We start from the raw sequence: 16163 nt of genomic DNA, 5'->3' as shown, positions 1-16163 counted from the left end.
CAGCATGACCGCATTGACCCGCCGCCACTTCCTTGGCACCTTAGCCGCCGCACCGCTTGCCGCCGCCCTGCCCGCCGCATGGGCGCAAACGGCCAGTCTGAAGATTTCTCACCAGTTCCCCGGTGGCACCCTGACCGAAGGCGACTTCCGCGACCGGCTGGTACGCATGTTCGCCCAGCAGGTGAACGAAAAGACCAAAGGTGCCTTGAAGTTCGAGATCTATCCCGGCTCGTCCCTGATGAAGACCAATGCCCAGTTCTCGGCCCTGCGCAAGGGCGCGCTGGACATGTCGCTGGTGCCGCTGAACTATGCCGGCGGCGAAGTCCCCGAAACCAATATCGGCCTCATGCCCGGCCTGGTGACCTCCTACCAGCAGGGTGCGGCCTGGAAGAATGCCGAAGTGGGCAAGGAATTGGCCCGCGTGCTGGGCGAGAAGGGCGTGGTCATCATCAGCTGGATCTGGCAGGCGGGTGGGGTGGCCTCGCGCAGCAAGCCCATCGTCGATCCATCCGACGTCAAGGGCATGAAGGTGCGCGGCGGTTCGCGTGAGATGGACCTGATCCTGAAGGAAGCGGGCGCCGCCGTGGTGACGCTGCCCTCCAATGAAATCTATGCGGCCATGCAGACCGGCGCCATGGATGCGGCGATGACTTCCTCGACGTCCTTCATGTCCTTCCGTCTGGAAGAAGTGGCCAAGGCGCTCACCACCGGGCGCGACAAAGCCTACTGGTACATGTTCGAGCCGCTGATGATGTCCAAGGCCGTCTTCGAGCGCCTGCCCAAGGATCAGCAGGCCATCATCATGGCGGTTGGCGCCGAGATGGAGCAGTTCGCCACCAAGGCCGCCCAGGCCGATGACATTGCCGTGGCCCAGGTCTACCAGAAGGCCGGCGCCAAGGTGGTCGATCTGAACGCCGAGGTCGTCAAGAAGTGGCAGGACATCGCCCGCAATACCGCCTGGAAGGACTTCGCCGGGCGTAATGCCAGCTGCGCCAAGCTGCTGGCCCTGGCGGAGAAGACCGTATGAGCCACGGCTTCGAGATGCCCGGCGCGGCGGCAGCGCGTCCGGCGGTGCCGGCCAGCGCCCCGGTGGCGTGGCTGGCGGCCTTCCTGCAGGGCTACCATCGGGTGGCCGTGTTCCTGGGAATGATCGCCTTGCTGGTCACCTCCTGCATCCTCACCTATTCGGTGGTGGTGCGTTACTTCTACCATCAGCCTACGGACTGGCAGGATGAAGCCTCGGTCTTCATGCTGGTGGGCGTGATCTTCCTGTGTTCGGCCTATGTGCAGTCGCTGCGCGGCCACATCGGCATCGAGGCGCTGGCGGGCATGCTTTCGCCGCTGGCCAACAAGGTGCGCATGTTCATCGTGGATGTGCTGTCCTTCCTGTTCTGCGCCTTCTTCACCTGGAAGTCGTGGGCGCTGTTCCATGAAGCCTGGGTGGAAGGGCAGACTACCTCGTCGACGTTTGCGCCGCCCTTGTGGATTCCTTATTCCCTGATGGCCCTGGGCATGACCATGCTCACCCTGCAGCTGCTGGTGCAAGTGCTGGCGCGCATCACCGGCACCGTTCCCGCCCCGCAAGCCGGAGGTGCGCAATGAGTCCGCTGACCCTGGGAGTCCTGTATGGCGTGGTCACCATCCTGGTGATGTGTTCGGGCATGCCGATCGCTTTTGCGCTGGGCGTGGTGGCGACTGGCTTCATGTATTTCTTCATGCCGGAGTCGTCGCTGGATACCATCACGCAGAACGTTTATGAAGAAATCGCTTCCATCACGCTTCTCTCCATTCCGCTGTTCATCCTGAAGGGGGCGGCCATCGGCAAATCCCCTGCAGGCAAGGACTTGTATTCGGCCATCCACGCCTGGTTGAACAAGGTGCCGGGCGGCCTGGGCATCGCCAACGTGTTTGCCTGCGCGTTGTTTGCGGCTATGGCAGGTTCTTCTCCTGCGACCTGCTCGGCCATCGGTTCGGCGGGCATTCCGGAGATGCGCCGTCGCGGTTACTCGCCCGGGTTTGCCGCCGGCATCATCGCCGCCGGCGGCACGCTGGGCATCCTGCTGCCGCCGTCCATCACCATGATTCTCTATGCCGTGGCCGCCGAACAATCGCTGGGCCGCCTGTTCCTGGCCGGTATCGGACCAGGCGTGCTGCTGGTGATCCTGTTTGCCGGCTATGCCGTCTTCCGGGCGCGCAAGGAATACAAGCTGGCGCATGCGGTCTACACCGCCGGTGGAGCCAAGTCGGCCTATCTGGATGACGAGCATTTCACGCTGACGCAGAAGGTGGAAATGCTGCCGCGCGTGCTGCCTTTCCTGATCCTGCTGATCGGCGTGATGGTGGCGCTCTACGGTGGTCTCGCCACGCCGTCCGAGACGGCCGGCCTGGGTGCGCTGCTGGCGCTGGTGTTGATCGCGGTGGTGTATCGCATCTACAAGCCGAAAGAGATCGCGCCTTTCCTCAGTTCCACCATCAAGGAATCGGGAATGCTGCTGCTCATCATCGGCATGTCGCTGCTGTATTCCTACGTGATGAGCTACCTGCACATCAGCCAGTCGGCGGCGCAGTGGGTGGTCGATCTGCATCTGTCGAAATGGCTGCTGCTGGCGGTGATCCTGGGCATGGTGATCGTGCTGGGCTTCTTCCTGCCGCCGGTGTCGATCATCCTCATGACCGCGCCCATCATCCTGCCGCCGTTGAAAGCCGCCGGTTTCGACCTGATCTGGTTCGGCATCGTCATGACCGTGGTCATGGAGATGGGCCTGATCCACCCGCCGGTGGGGCTGAACCTGTTTGTCATCAAGAACATCGCACCCGATATCGCACTGGGCGATGTCATCAAGGGGACGATTCCTTTCCTGGCGCTGATGTTTCTCGCGGTCCTGCTCTTGTGCATGTTCCCGGGCATCGCGACCGTATTGCCTGACCTGTTGATGGGAGCCAAGTAAATGAGGTGTAGCGAACGCGTGTGGAATGCGCGCCAGACAAACCGTGAACAGCGGCTGGCGCGCGCCACCGCCGCATTGGGTAGCCAGTTGCAGGGCAAGATCGCGCCTGCGGAGAAGCTGGCCGACCTGCTCTATGCGGTGCTGGAAAACGGCGACCGGGTCTGTGTCGAGGGCAACAACCAGAAGCAGGCCGATTTCCTGGCCAAGGGACTGGCCGCGCTCGATCCGGCCCGGGTCCATGGCCTGCACATGCTGTTCTCGGTGCTGGCCTTGCCGGAACATCTGGACGTGTTCGAAAAGGGCATCGCCGACCGGCTGGACTTTTCCTTCTCCGGCCCGCAGGCCGGCCGCCTGGCCAAGCTGGCCTCGGCCGGCAAGCTCAACATCGGCGCCATCCATACCTATCTGGAACTGTTTGGCCGCTACTTCGTGGACCTGACCCCGCGCGTGGCGCTGGTGGCCGCGCAGGCGGCCGACCGCCACGGCAATCTCTATACCGGCCCCAATACGGAAGATACGCCCGCCATTGCCGAAGCGACGGCCTTCTCCAGCGGCATCGTGATTGCCCAGGTGAACGAAATTGTCGATGAGCTGCCGCGCGTGGATATCCCGGCCGACTGGGTGAGTTTCGCCATCAAGGCGCCCACGCCGCATTACATCGAACCGCTCTTCACACGTGACCCGGCGCAGATTTCCGAGATCCAGGTGCTCATGGCGATGATGGCCATCAAGGGCATCTATGCCGAATATGGCGTGCAGCGCTTGAATCACGGCATCGGTTTCGATACGGCCGCCATCGAGCTGATCCTGCCGACCTACGCCGAATCGCTGGGCCTGCGCGGCAAGATCTGCAAGCACTGGGCGCTCAATCCGCATCCGGCCTTGATTCCCGCCATCGAGGCCGGGTTTGTGGAGTCCGTGCACTCCTTCGGCTCCGAGCTGGGCATGGAAGATTACATCCGCGCGCGTCCCGATGTCTTCTTCGTCGGTCCCGATGGTTCCATGCGCAGCAACCGCGCCTTCTCGCAGACGGCCGGGCACTATGGCTGCGATATGTTCATCGGCTCGACTCTGCAGATCGACTTGCAGGGCAATTCCTCCACGGCCACCCTGGGCCGCATCGCCGGATTTGGCGGTGCCCCCAACATGGGCGCGGATGCACGCGGCCGCCGCCATGCCAGCGAGGCCTGGCTCAAGGCGGGCCAGCAGGCGCGCGCCGGCCGCAATACCATTCCGCGTGGACAGAAGCTGGTGGTGCAGACGGTGGAAACCTTCCGCGAGCACATGCAACCGGCCTTCGTCGAAAAGCTGGACGCATGGCAGCTGGGCGAGCAGGCCAAGATGCCGATTCCTCCGGTGATGATCTACGGCGATGACGTCACCCACATCCTCACCGAAGAAGGCATCGCCAACCTGCTGCTGTGCCGTACCGAGGAAGAGCGCGAGCAGGCCATCCGCGGCGTGGCCGGTTACACCGCCGTGGGCATGGGCCGCGACAAGCGCATGGTGGAAAACCTGCGCGACCGCGGCATCATCCGCCGCGCCGAAGACCTCGGCATCGACAAGCGCATGGCCACCCGCGACCTGCTGGCGGCCAAGAACATGAAAGACCTGGTGCGGGCTTCCGGTGGGCTGTACAACCCGCCCAAGCGCTTCCGCAACTGGTAAGTCATCTGCAACGAAAGCGACACTATGGAAACTTTGACTTTTCGCTTCGAGCACGGCCAGCGCCGTCTCAAGGCTGCGCCTGAACTGGTCGGTGTGGTCAGCTCGGGCAATCTGGAAGTGCTGATCGAGAACGCGCCCCTCAACGGCGCCTGCGCCATCGAAGTCAAGACCGCCGCGCGCGGCTTCGGCACCATCTGGGAAGCGGTGATGACCGACTTCCAGCAGCGCTGGCAACTTGCCGATACCCGCATCTCCATCAACGACATGGGGGCCACGCCGGCCGTGGTCAGCCTGCGCCTGGACCAGGCCGTGGAAGCCATGGTGGAGGAGGGCGCATGAGTGCGAGCTATCTGGAAGCCACGGCGCGCGAGCGCATCCTGGCGGTTCTTGACGCCGGCAGCTTCAAGGAACTGCTGCCACCGGCCCAGCGCGTGGTGAGCCCGCACCTGGGCCAGTTGGACGCTCCGGTCTCCTTCGACGATGGCGTCATCATCGGTGAAGGCCTGCTGGGCGGGCGTGCCGTGATGGCCGCTGCGCAAGAGGGCGGTTTCATGGGCGGGGCCGTGGGCGAGGTGCACGGCGCCAAGCTGGTCGGCCTGCTCAAGCGCGCCATTGCACGGCAAGCGGCTGGCGTGATCCTGCTGCTGGAAACGGGCGGCGTGCGGCTGCATGAAGCCAACGCGGGTCTCATCGCCGTCTCCGAGGTGATGCGTGCGGTGCTGGAGGCGCGCGCCGCCGGTATCCCTGTGATCGTGCTGGTGGGCGGCGCCAATGGCTGCTTCGGCGGCATGGGCATCGTGGCGCGCTGCGCCAATACGGTCATCATGTCCGAGGAAGGGCGGCTGGCCATGTCCGGCCCCGAGGTGATCGAGACCGCCAACGGCGTGGAAGAATTCGATTCGCGCGACCGCGCCCTGGTGTGGCGCACCACGGGCGGCAAGCACCGCTACCTGATCGGCGATTGCCAGCAACTGGTCAGCGACGATACCGAGGCTTTCCGCGCCGCCGCCATCGCCGCGCTGGCCCAGGCCGGCGACGTGCCCTTGACCCTGGCCGCGCTGGAAGCCGAACAGGAAATGCTGCGCCGTCGCATCGCCACCTTCGGCCATGCCGAGGATCCGATGGATATCTGGGCCGAGCTGGGCGTCGCCCGGCCGGAAGCGGTGCCGATGCTGGAAGCCGGCGCCTTCACTGCCATGGCCGAGCGCCTGCGCATTGCGTCCAAGGCTTGAGAGGAATCCATGAGTCAAACTGTCACCCCCATCCAGGTCGACTGGCGCGCGCTCGCGCAAGACCTGTTCCCGCAAGGCCATGCCATCACCGAGCAGGAGCATTTCCTCTCCGGCACGGCCCAGGTCGACGGCAATACCGTCACCGTGGTCGGCACCACCGGTCACACGCCCATCGGCATCGAGATTGCCCTGGCACAGGCCAGCGTGATCCTGCAGACGGTACGTGAACATCCGGGCCGGCCCATCGTGATCCTGGTCGATACCCAGGGCCAGCGCCTGCGTCATCGCGATGAAATGCTGGGCATCAACAGCTACATGGCGCATCTGGGCAAGTGCGTGGAACTGGCGCGCCGCCAGGGCCATCGCGTGGTCGGCCTGGTCTATGACCAGGCGCTGTCGGGCGGCTTCATCACCAGTGGTCTGATCGCTGACGCCTGCTATGCCTTGCCTGCGGCCACCATCCGTGTGATGGGCCTGCCGGCGATGGCACGCATTACCAAAGTGCCGGAAGAACGGCTGACCGAGCTGGCCAAGAGCAACCCGGTCTTTGCGCCGGGACCGGAAAATTATCACCGCATGGGCGGCGTCGCCGAGATCTGGAATGGCGACCTGGCCCGGTCCCTGGCCGAGGCGCTGGCGCAGGACCGCAGCGCCGACACGCGCGCAGCCACCGGTCTGGCGCGTGGCGGCCGCAAATGGGCGCAACGTGTCATCGACGCAGTGGCCAACGATACGCCCTTGCAGGGATGAGCATGAAGTCCGCGCCGTCCCTTGCTGCTTCCCGCCATCATTTGCTCTGGCTGAAGGAGGGCGGCTGGGAACGCCTGCTGGCCGGCAGCGCCGATGATCGCCAGCAGGCCACGCTGCGGCAGTGGCAGCGCATGCGCTGGCCGCTGATCGTGCGCCGGCGCGACGTGGATGCCAGCGATGAGGACATCTGCGTCGGCATCGCCTTGCCGCCCGATGCGCAGGGCAACAAGCCTCGCATCGCCCTGCGGGTGCAGGCCCAGGAGGTGGCGGCCAGCCGTGCGCCGTTCCTGTTGCGCGATATTGCGGCGGCGCATCTGCCGGGTCTGCCCTCGGCATGGCAGACCGGGCTGGACGAATTGCAGCAGCACATGGACCGTGCCGGCATTGCGCTGGCCGTGTTCGGCTCGCTGGCCTGGCAGGCCGTGACGGCGCAAGCCTATCTGCGCAGCAGTTCCGACATCGACCTGCTCTTTGCGCCGCGCAGCCAGGCCGAACTGGAGGCCGGTGTACGGCTGCTGGCCTGGCAGGCCATGTTCCTGCCGCTGGATGGAGAAATCCTGTTCCCTGGCGGGGCTGCGGTGTCCTGGAAAGAGTGGCGGCAGGTGGCCGTGCTGGGCACGCATCCCGAGGGCCAGGTCCTGGTCAAGCGGCCCACCAGCGTGGCGCTGGAGCGGATCGGCGCCTTACGCGCCAGCCTGCCGCAGGAGCACGCATGCGCCGCCTGATGCAGCACCCGGATACGCTGACCCGGCCCATCCATCCCGCCCGACCCACCCAGCCCACCCGCAAGCGCCGGGCCGCCCGCGAAAACCTGGCGTTCTGCCGCCAACTGGCGCGCCTGGCGGTGCGCAGCCTCTATCAGGAGCTGGTGCTCTATCCCAAACCGGGCCTGGTGTCGCGCGTGGACAATGGCAGTCATCTGGACATGACGGCCCAGACCTTCCTGCGCAGCCTGTTCGCGTTACGTCATTATTTTTTCCGGGTCGCGGCAGCCGGACTGGACGCGGCTCCTTTCAACACCCTGAAGAAACTGGCCATCCAGGCCGAAGAGCGCATGTTGCGCGCCACCGGTGGCGTCAACACCCATCGTGGCGCCATCTTCGCGCTGGGCATGCTGTGCGCGGCCATGGCCCATGCGCGTGGCCGCCACCTGCCCTTGCAGCCAGCCACGATTCGCGCCACCTTGCTGATCCAGTGGGGTGATGCGCTGGCGCGCCATAGTGCCGCCGCAGCGGGCGGCGACGAGCACAGTCACGGCCAGCGCGTGGCGGCCGAGCATGCCGTGGGCGGGGCGCGGGAAGAGGGGGCCTTGGGCTTCCCGTCGGTATTCGATGTGGCCCTGCCGCAATTGCAGGCTACCCTCGCTGCCGGGCGCGATGATGATCACGCCCGGATTGACGCGCTCTTTGCGCTGATGGCGCAACTCAGCGATACCAACGTTTATCATCGCGGCGGCGCCGAGGGCGCGGCGCTGGTGCGCGAACGCAGCGCGGCCTTCCTGGCCGCGGGCGGCACCGCGCGCGCAGACTGGGAAGCCGACGCGCTGGCCTGCCATCGCGAGTTCGTGGCCCGACGCCTGTCTCCGGGCGGTGCGGCCGATCTGCTGGCAGCGGCTTGCCTGGTGCATCAGGCTGGCTTGCTGGAGGACGACAGGGGATGAGCATGCGACTGGCCATTCTTTGTCCGGGGCAGGGCGCGCAGCACGCGGGCATGTTCGACCTGCTGCGCGATGAACCGCAGGCAAGTGCCTTCCTGGCGCAATCTGATCTGCCGGCGCACTTGCAAGCTCCTCTGGAAACGGTACTGGCCGATTCCGCCCGGCTCTACGCCAACCACAACGCCCAGCCCCTGATCGTGGCCGCCCAGCTCGCCGCCTGGGAGGCGTTGCGCGAGCCCTTGACTGCCATCGCAGGTGCCCCCGTGCTGGTGGCGGGTTACAGCGTGGGCGAATTGTCCGCGTATGCGGTGGCCGGGGTCATCGAGGCGCGTGATACCGTGGCGCTGGCCGCGCAGCGCGCCGCAGCGATGACGCAGGCCGCCAGCGCGCAGCCCGCGCAAGGATTGATGGCCATCGGCGGCGTACCGGCAGATCGTGCCCGGGATTGCCTGGCCCGCCACGGCGGCCATGTGGCCATCATCACGGGCGAGGATACGCTCATCGCCGGCGGAGGCGAGGCCGCCCTGCAAGCGGCAGCGGCTGAACTGGCGATATCGGGAGCCCGTACCTCTGCCTTGCCTGTTGGGCTGGCCTCGCATACCCCCCTGATGCAAGCGGCCACGGCGCCGTTTGCTGCACAACTGGCGGCGCGTCCGCTGGAGTCGCCCGGCCTGACGCTGCTGGCCGGCGTCACCGGCCAGGCCATTACCGATGCGGTGCAGGCCAAGGCGCTGCTGGTGCGTCAGCTGGTCGAACCCATCCAGTGGGCCGCCTGCATGGACAACTGCGCCGAACGGGGCGTCACGGTGGCGCTGGAACTGGGCCCCGGCGCAGCGCTCTCGCGCATGCTGCGCGAGCGCCATCCGCAGATCGCCTGTCGTTCCCTGGCTGATTTCCGCAGCCTTCGCGGCGCCCTGGCCTGGCTGCAGCGGCAAGCGGACTGAGCGCTGCGCTGCACACATCATCGGGTGGCATCGCACCGATGGCGGTGCTATCTTGAAGCCATGCCTCCTCCCTCACCGCGCTGCTGTCGGATCAGGCTGACAGCGCAACCCGCTTTGTGCATCTCCCACGCTCCCCACGGCGAACCAATGGCGGGTCGTCCAGTCGCATCTTGAAGCAATGCCCATGTTCAACCCGACCAGGAGGCCCAAGATGAAAGTCGATGTGTACAAGCGCCCGGACGGCGACGGTCTGTTTTCCTACCTCGTCCTGCCCCATGAAAAGCCGCTGCCCGAAGAAGTGACCAATACCGATTGGCAGCTGCATGAACAGAACGTGGATTTCGAGCGCGACGGCAAGCGGCATTTCACGCTGGAGGCGGAAGACGCCTTCCTGCAGATCGGCGAAAAAGGCTATGCCATCACCCATCTGCAGGATCGCAGCAGCGACGGCGCCGCCTGAGGCAGCCGGCCCACAGCAGCACCAGAGGAGACCATCATGCCCACCGAACAAATAGGCGATTACGAAGTGGAATACGCCGGGGTACGTGTCATCGGCGGCGAGGAGTGGGTGGCTCAGGTGGCCATCTTCGGTCATTCGACCAATCCCATGCACCGCAACCCGGTATTCCCGGTGCAGCGTGTGCTGCCCGACCAGACCTTCGCCGATGAAAAGGCGGCCGAGCAGGGCGCGCGCCAGGCTGCGCATGAGCTGCTGGAGAAACAGCAGGCGCGGCATTGAGCGGCTGCACCGCTCCTGAGCCCTGGCTCGGGGCCACCTGAAGGCCCGGCGCGCTTGACGGCGCGCCGGGCTTTTTGATGGCACGGTCTGGCATGGAATTCGCATGCAGCATGGCTGACCGAGCTACGAACGGTTTTGCAGTTTCGCCATAGAATGGCGATCATTGCTTTTTCGTTCATCTCTTCCTTACCCACGTCTTGCCAGGTCCCCTCATGAAACCGCCCCTGCTCGTCCTGATTCATCTTTCCGAAGAAAGCACGGCCACCATCGCCGCCCATTACGACATCCTCTACGCGCCGGATCGCCAGCGCCGTGACGCGATGATCGCCGGCCCCGCTAAAAAGGTGGCCGTGGTGCTGACCAACGGCTCCACCGGTCTGACCGCCGACGAGATGCGCGCCCTGCCGCATCTGCAGCTGGTCTGCGCGCTGGGCGCCGGCTTTGAGAACATCGATGCTGCCCACGCCAAGGCCAACGGCATCGAAATCGCCACCGGCGCCGGCACCAACGAGGATTGCGTGGCCGACCATGCCCTGGGCCTGCTGCTGGCCATCCTGCGCAACATCCCGGTGCTGGACCGCTACACCCGCGAGGGCGGCTGGCGCGAGACCATCCCGCTGCAGCCGCAACTGGCCGGCAAGCGCGTGGGCATCGTCGGCATGGGCAATATCGGCAGGAAAATCGCCCGCCGCGCTGCTGCCTTCGATGCCGAGATCGCCTACTGCAACCGCAAGAAGCGCGATGACGTCGATTTCCACTATTTCCCGGACGTGGCCCAACTGGCCGGCTGGGCCGACTGCCTGATCGTGGCCGCCCCTGGTGGCGCCCAGACCCGGCACCTCATCAATGCGCGGGTGCTGGAAGAACTCGGCCCCCGGGGCTATCTGGTCAACATCGGTCGTGGCAGCACCGTCGATACCGCCGCCCTGGCCGACGCCCTGTCGTCGGGCCGTCTGGCCGGCGCCGCGCTGGACGTCTACGAGGGCGAACCCAAGCCGCCGGCCGCCCTGATCGGCCTGCCCAATGTGGTGTTGACGCCGCATATCGCCGGCTGGTCGCCGGAAGCCATCAGCGCCTCGGTGCAGCAGTTCCTGCGCAATTGCGAGGAGCATTTCGCCGCCGCCGAGCCGGTGCTACGCGCCTGAGCAGGCGCACGCCTGCCGCTGATGCGAGTTTTTTTGCCATAGCCGGGCTGGCTGGCCGATAATGTCGGCCGCGGCCGGGTCGCTTTCCTCCACGAGAGCCTCCCGGCCGGCCGCCTGCGCGCTCGGGGAAGCGGGCAGGATGCCGGCGCCGCGTCTCATGCATTCCAAGATCAACCCATCGCCATCACACTACAGAGAGAGCCAAGCACCATGGATCTGCCATCTCATCAACTCACCATGACGGTCCTGATGACCCCGGACATGGCCAACTTCGCCGGCAACGTGCACGGGGGCACCATCCTGAAGCTGCTGGACCAGGTGGCCTATGCCTGCGGCAGCCGCTATGCCGGCCAGTACGTGGTCACGCTGTCGGTGGACCAGGTGATGTTCCGCCAGCCCATCCACGTGGGCGAACTGGTGACCTTCCTGGCCAGCGTCAATCACACCGGCAAGTCCTCCATGGAAATCGGCATCAAGGTGGTCGCCGAGAACATCCGCACCCAGGAAACCCGCCACGTCAACAGCTGCTTCTTCACCATGGTGGCAGTCGATGACCAGCGCAAGCCGATCCCGGTGCCGCCGCTGCGCCCGTTCTCGCAGGAAGAAAAGCGCCGCTTCGATGCGGCCGTGATCCGCAAGTCGCTGCGCCAGGAACTGGCGCGCCGCTATGAGGAATTCAAGCCGGGGTCCGACAAGGCGCATTGATCCTGTCGTTGTACCGGAAAGCAAAAGGGATGAGCCGGCTCATCCCTTTTTACGTTCCTGCCCCGCCGGAGCCTGCTCCAGAGGCAGGCCAGCGCACCCGCTACGCCCGGCCCGGCGCGTTCAGGCGCTCAACGGGCCCAATGCACCCACCGCAATGGTCAGCAAGCCCAGGCACAGGTTGATGCCGACCAGCATGCGCACCTGCCGCAGCGCCCGCGAGGCGCGGTCCCAGTCCTGTTGGGCGGTGGCCGATTTGAGTCGGCGGAAGGGCGCGAAGAAGATGTGCGCAAAGATCAGCATCATCACCATGCCGATACCGCTCATGGCGTGGACGTAAGGGGGCAGTCTGGCGGCCCCGGCAGCCATGACCATCATCATGTGCAGGCCGCTTCCCAGCACCAGCGCAATGGCCACCCAGACCCAGATGAAGAAATTGGCCAGCACTGCCGCCATCAGGCTCAGTCGCTGCTCGGGGTGCAGCACGGTCAGCGCGGGACGCAGCGCCATGTGGGCGAAGAACATGCCGCCGACCCAAAGGGTCAGCCCCAGCAGATGGAAGAATTTGGCAAACAGCATGGCGCTCCCGGCAGAAAGGTTCATCAAACTTCCGGGATTGTCGCATGAGTGGGAACACCGCGTATCGCCCCCCGTTCGAAAGGTCCGGCTTGTGGTAATGTCCCGCCCACACCTCATCAGCCATGTTCTGCCGGCGCCTGGACGCGCCGCCATCCCAGGGACGGTATCACCATGTCGAGCACCCTCAGCGCCATCCACTTCTATCCCGTCAAGTCCTGCGGCGGACTCGCGCTCACGCGTGCCCAGATCGGTCCGCTGGGCCTGGCGCTGGACCGCCACTGGATGCTGGTGGACCGCCAAGGCCAGTTCCTGACCCAGCGCAGCTACCCGCAGATGGCCTGCATCACGCCGGCCTTCGAAGACGACGCGCTGGTGTTGCGCGCACCCGGCATGCGTCCCTTGCGACTGGCGGCAGCAGGTGAGGATGTCGCCACGCTCACCGTACAGGTCTGGAGCAGCCGGCTGGAAGCGCTGGACCAGGGCGAGCAGGCGCGGGCCTGGTGTTCGGACTATCTGGGGGAGGATACGCGGCTGGTGCGCTTCAATCCGGCCGTCGAACGCGCCTGCAGTACCCGCTGGACCGGTGAGCATCGCGCCGCTACGCAGTTTTCGGATGGCTATCCGCTGCTGGTGATCGGGCAGGCCTCGCTGGATGACCTCAATGCCCGGCTCACCGCCAAGGGCGCGCCGGCCTTGCCGATGGATCGCTTCCGCCCGAACCTGGTCATCAGCGGTTTGGAGCCCTATGAAGAAGATTTCATCGATACCCTGCGCCTGGGCAGTGGCGACCGCTGCGTGCAACTGAAGCTGGTGAAGCCTTGTGCAAGATGTCCCGTCCCCGGCATCGACCAGCGCAGCGGCTTGCGTGATCCGCAATGGCCCGATGAACCGCTGGCCACCCTGGCGACCTATCGTGCCAATGCACGCGTGGATGGCGGCCTCACCTTCGGCCAGAACGCCATCGTCATCGGCGGGGAGGGCGGCGTGATCGAGGTCGGCCAGCCCTGCGAATGGGAATTCAATTTCTGAACGCCTGCTGCGGGCGCCGTCCCGCCAGGCACTGAAGCCGTACCAAAAACAATGCCGCCCGGCGCGAACCGGGCGGCATGGTCTGCAAGTGCGTCAGCCATGCCGTGCATGGCCTGCTTCAGGCGTGCTTACTTCTTGGGACGGCCGACCTTCAGCGGGGTCAGGCTGCCCAGGATGTCCTTCAGTTCGGTGATCGTCAGGTTCTTGATCAGCGACACGCCGATGCGCAGCAGGTCGCTCTTCTTGATTTCCACGCCAGCCTTCAGGCAGGTCTTCTTGACCTGGGCCAGCACGGCGTATTCGTTCTCGGGCATGGTGAAGCTGTCGCGCACTTGCTTGACCTTCTTGGTCTTGGGCGCTTTTTCGGTCTTCTCGGCCTTGACCGGCTTGTCTGCCTTCTCTACCTTCTTTTCGGCCTTGGCTGCCGCCGGTGCGGCAGCGGGCTTGGCGGCTGCACGGGTGGCGGGCTTGACGGCAGGTTTCTTCACCGCGGCGGTCTTGGGGGCTGCCGCCTTGGCGACAGGTTTCTTCGTTTCGGTTGATGCTGCTGCGGCTTGAACTCTGGTGGCCATGAACGCTCCTGTTAAAATTGATATAAACAATATATATTTTTTGCGCCTTTGCCGCAACATTCCTGCCGTCTGGCAACGATTTCATCGTCGCTTTTCTGGTGTGCAAACGTTTTCAGACGTGTGCGGTGGCCACAGCATACGCTTGTTGGCCTGGATGTGCGGCGACTTGCCTTGTCCCGGGCGAAATGAACTTCTCCAGATTCATGGCCGCGATGCTAGCAAGTCCAGGTTAAAACTCTGTGACAAAGGTCAAAACAATTTATACGAAGCGCCGCCGCGCAAAAAAAAAGCAGCCCGGCCTTGCGGACGGACTGCAATCAACAACGTCTCCAACGGGGACTTACATGCTACGGGCGACAGCTGGCAGATCTTCGGTGGCGGCCGCGACATGGGCGGGCTTGAGCGGAGTCACGACGGCCGGTCCCTTGGGCTGGGCGGCCTGGGCCAGGTCGTGCTGGCTGGCGAATTCCTGCAGATACTGGGCAAAGCCGCTGCCCACTTCCTTGTGCTTGAAGCCCATGGCCACGGCAGCCTTCAGGTAGCCGAGCTTGGAGCCGCAATCAAAACGTTGGCCCTGGTAGCGATAAGCCAGGATCTGTTCATGCTCCAGCAGCGCCGAGATGGCGTCGGTCAGCTGAATCTCGCCACCGGCACCGGTACCGATATTTTCCAGGCGCTCGAAGATGGCAGGGGTCAGCACATAGCGACCGACAACGGCCAGCGTCGAGGGCGCCTCGTCGGGGGAGGGCTTTTCCACGATGCCGCTCAACAGTTCGGTGCGATCACCATAGGCGCTGCCGCTGACGATGCCGTACTGGCGGGTGTCCGGACGCGGCACGTCCTGCACGGCCAGCAGGCTCTTGCCTTCGCGTTCGTAGAGTTCGGTCATCTGCGCCATCACGTTCTTCCGGCCGGGCTCGGCATCCATGAAGTCGTCGGCCAGCAGCACCGCGAACGGTTCGTCGCCCACCAGCGGCTTGGCCAGCAGCACGGCGTGGCCCAGGCCCAGCGGCTCGGCCTGGCGCACGTAGACGCAGTTGATGTGCTTGGGAATGACATTGCGGATGGTTTCCAGCAGCTTCACCTTGCCGGCGGCTTCCAGTTCGCTTTCCAGCTCATAGGCCTTGTCGAAGTGGTCTTCGATGGCGCGCTTGTTGCGGCCGGTGATGAAGATCATCTCGGTGATGCCGGCTTCCACTGCTTCTTCCACGGCGTACTGGATCAGCGGCTTGTCGACGATGGGCAGCATCTCCTTGGGTTGCGCCTTGGTGGCAGGGAGGAAGCGGCTGCCGAGGCCAGCGACGGGGAAGACGGCTTTGGTAATTTTTTTCATGGTGAGTCCAGGTTGTGGTTGAGTGATGGGCGTGGCGCCCTCATGCACACAGTGCAGGCTTGCTGGCGGATGCGCCTCGTTATGCCTGTCGGTTGTTCTTGATCATCTTCAGTTGCAGCAATGCGCGGCAGCCGTGGAACAGTGACGCCACACCGGGAAACGCATGGCTCAGCGCAGTGGCTACCGTCTCCAGCAGACTTGCGCGCGGCTTGCGGCGCTGCTCCTGCAGCGGGGCTGCGGTCTCCTCAGCGGCCAGTTCGATGTGTTGCGGCAGGCTGCCTTCATTGAGCTGATCCAGCACCGAAGCCAGTTGCGGTGCCTTCATCGAAATCTGTTGCAGCAACTGTGCCGATTCCCGGGCGTAGCGGGCATAGTGCTCGGCAAACTCGGCAGCCTGTGCGGCTTTCGGTGCCGCGCCGAATGCGTTCATGGCAAAGGCGTTGGCAAAGACGGGCGAGGGGCGGGCGCTGGGTTCGGTGGCGGACATGATGGCGGCTCTCTTGCAAAGTCGGGCTGGCAGATACGGGTTCTTGTCGGCGCTGCGGCAAGCTGTGCCATGCGGTTCAATGCTGCACTGCGCCTATGGGAAGCAAGAGTAAAAAAACTCGCGCTTGCTCTCTATAGGAATGCCGCCTTTTGCGGTGTAGGAAAAGCGGAAGACGCGGCAGTGCCTGCATTTGCGCGGCCGGCAATGCCGCGAAGGGTCCGGCGGCCGCATATGGCGGGCTTGTCCTACAGGGGAATGGGCCGCTGTCCGATAGTTCTCCGGGGCGCGCCTTTCTATCATCACCTCATCTGTTTCGCCGAGCGCTTGCAGAGAAGAGGAGACCGGATGACGGTTTCCGACATCAACCCAAGAACGACC

At 64.8% G+C, this 16163-nt stretch carries 19 protein-coding genes; 15 read left to right on the top strand and 4 right to left on the bottom strand.

The genetic code is table 11. From position 1 onward, the window contains the following. Positions 1 to 4: 4 nt before the first annotated feature. From dctP to AACH55_RS14365, 14 genes are all read left to right on the top strand, one after another. On the top strand, positions 5 to 1027 hold the full coding sequence (dctP, locus tag AACH55_RS14430; protein ID WP_338715270.1) for a TRAP transporter substrate-binding protein DctP: 1023 nt from the start codon (positions 5 to 7) through the stop codon (positions 1025 to 1027). Beyond that, on the top strand, positions 1024 to 1602 hold the full coding sequence (locus AACH55_RS14425; protein WP_338715269.1) for a TRAP transporter small permease subunit: 579 nt from the start codon (positions 1024 to 1026) through the stop codon (positions 1600 to 1602). Before dctP ends, AACH55_RS14425 begins: the two co-directional genes overlap by 4 nt. Continuing rightward, positions 1599 to 2948 (top strand): TRAP transporter large permease, encoded by a 1350-nt coding sequence (locus AACH55_RS14420; RefSeq protein WP_338715268.1) that lies wholly within the window; start codon positions 1599 to 1601, stop codon positions 2946 to 2948. The genes AACH55_RS14425 and AACH55_RS14420 overlap by 4 nt, the downstream gene beginning before the upstream one ends. After that, positions 2949 to 4616, top strand: coding sequence for a malonate decarboxylase subunit alpha (mdcA, locus tag AACH55_RS14415; RefSeq protein ID WP_338715267.1), 1668 nt, complete (start codon positions 2949 to 2951; stop codon positions 4614 to 4616). Between the two features lie 24 nt (positions 4617 to 4640). Further along, the gene (gene mdcC, locus AACH55_RS14410) at positions 4641 to 4955 is read left to right on the top strand and encodes a malonate decarboxylase acyl carrier protein (protein WP_008329571.1); all 315 of its coding nucleotides are present in this window, start codon (positions 4641 to 4643) and stop codon (positions 4953 to 4955) included. Next, on the top strand, positions 4952 to 5848 hold the full coding sequence (locus AACH55_RS14405; protein ID WP_338715265.1) for a biotin-independent malonate decarboxylase subunit beta: 897 nt from the start codon (positions 4952 to 4954) through the stop codon (positions 5846 to 5848). Before mdcC ends, AACH55_RS14405 begins: the two co-directional genes overlap by 4 nt. 9 nt (positions 5849 to 5857) lie before the next feature. Next, positions 5858 to 6598, top strand: coding sequence for a biotin-independent malonate decarboxylase subunit gamma (gene mdcE / locus AACH55_RS14400; RefSeq protein WP_338715264.1), 741 nt, complete (start codon positions 5858 to 5860; stop codon positions 6596 to 6598). Between the two features lie 2 nt (positions 6599 to 6600). After that, complete coding sequence (gene mdcG, locus AACH55_RS14395; protein WP_338715263.1) at positions 6601 to 7323, top strand: malonate decarboxylase holo-[acyl-carrier-protein] synthase; 723 nt, start codon at positions 6601 to 6603, stop codon at positions 7321 to 7323. Then, positions 7311 to 8258, top strand: a complete 948-nt coding sequence (gene mdcB, locus AACH55_RS14390) for a triphosphoribosyl-dephospho-CoA synthase MdcB (RefSeq protein WP_338715262.1) — start codon at positions 7311 to 7313, stop codon at positions 8256 to 8258. Before mdcG ends, mdcB begins: the two co-directional genes overlap by 13 nt. Further along, complete coding sequence (locus tag AACH55_RS14385; protein ID WP_338715261.1) at positions 8255 to 9199, top strand: acyltransferase domain-containing protein; 945 nt, start codon at positions 8255 to 8257, stop codon at positions 9197 to 9199. Before mdcB ends, AACH55_RS14385 begins: the two co-directional genes overlap by 4 nt. 211 nt (positions 9200 to 9410) lie before the next feature. Next, the gene (locus tag AACH55_RS14380) at positions 9411 to 9659 is read left to right on the top strand and encodes a DUF6139 family protein (protein ID WP_338715260.1); all 249 of its coding nucleotides are present in this window, start codon (positions 9411 to 9413) and stop codon (positions 9657 to 9659) included. A gap of 36 nt (positions 9660 to 9695) precedes the next feature. Next, a complete protein-coding gene (locus tag AACH55_RS14375; RefSeq protein WP_338715258.1) occupies positions 9696 to 9938 on the top strand; it encodes a hypothetical protein in 243 nt (80 codons plus the stop codon). Positions 9939 to 10150: 212 nt separating this feature from the next. Continuing rightward, entirely contained in the window at positions 10151 to 11083 is a 933-nt protein-coding gene (locus tag AACH55_RS14370; protein WP_338715257.1) for a 2-hydroxyacid dehydrogenase, read from the top strand. Between the two features lie 210 nt (positions 11084 to 11293). Beyond that, on the top strand, positions 11294 to 11788 hold the full coding sequence (locus AACH55_RS14365) for an acyl-CoA thioesterase (protein WP_338715255.1): 495 nt from the start codon (positions 11294 to 11296) through the stop codon (positions 11786 to 11788). Positions 11789 to 11908: 120 nt separating this feature from the next. On the opposite strand, the gene AACH55_RS14360 is transcribed toward AACH55_RS14365, so the two are convergent. Beyond that, positions 11909 to 12364, bottom strand: coding sequence for a CopD family protein (locus AACH55_RS14360; RefSeq protein WP_338720304.1), 456 nt, complete (start codon positions 12362 to 12364; stop codon positions 11909 to 11911). 171 nt (positions 12365 to 12535) lie between these two features. Between AACH55_RS14360 and AACH55_RS14355 the strand changes: the two genes are divergently transcribed. After that, positions 12536 to 13393 (top strand): MOSC N-terminal beta barrel domain-containing protein, encoded by an 858-nt coding sequence (locus AACH55_RS14355; protein WP_338715254.1) that lies wholly within the window; start codon positions 12536 to 12538, stop codon positions 13391 to 13393. A 128-nt stretch (positions 13394 to 13521) separates the two neighbouring features. On the opposite strand, the gene AACH55_RS14350 is transcribed toward AACH55_RS14355, so the two are convergent. From AACH55_RS14350 to AACH55_RS14340, 3 genes are all read right to left on the bottom strand, one after another. Beyond that, positions 13522 to 13965: a hypothetical protein gene (locus tag AACH55_RS14350; protein ID WP_338715253.1), complete on the bottom strand. Its 444-nt coding sequence runs from the start codon at positions 13963 to 13965 to the stop codon at positions 13522 to 13524. 340 nt (positions 13966 to 14305) lie between these two features. Beyond that, positions 14306 to 15298 (bottom strand): UTP--glucose-1-phosphate uridylyltransferase GalU, encoded by a 993-nt coding sequence (galU, locus tag AACH55_RS14345; protein WP_338715252.1) that lies wholly within the window; start codon positions 15296 to 15298, stop codon positions 14306 to 14308. Between the two features lie 79 nt (positions 15299 to 15377). After that, positions 15378 to 15785 (bottom strand): hypothetical protein, encoded by a 408-nt coding sequence (locus AACH55_RS14340; RefSeq protein WP_338715250.1) that lies wholly within the window; start codon positions 15783 to 15785, stop codon positions 15378 to 15380. Positions 15786 to 16163 lie beyond the last annotated feature (378 nt).

Source organism: Herbaspirillum sp. DW155 (assembly GCF_037076565.1).
Lineage (GTDB): Bacteria > Pseudomonadota > Gammaproteobacteria > Burkholderiales > Burkholderiaceae_D > Herbaspirillum.
The sequence above is the reverse complement of the archived record's forward strand: the minus strand, read 5'-3'. Positions and strand labels throughout refer to the sequence as shown.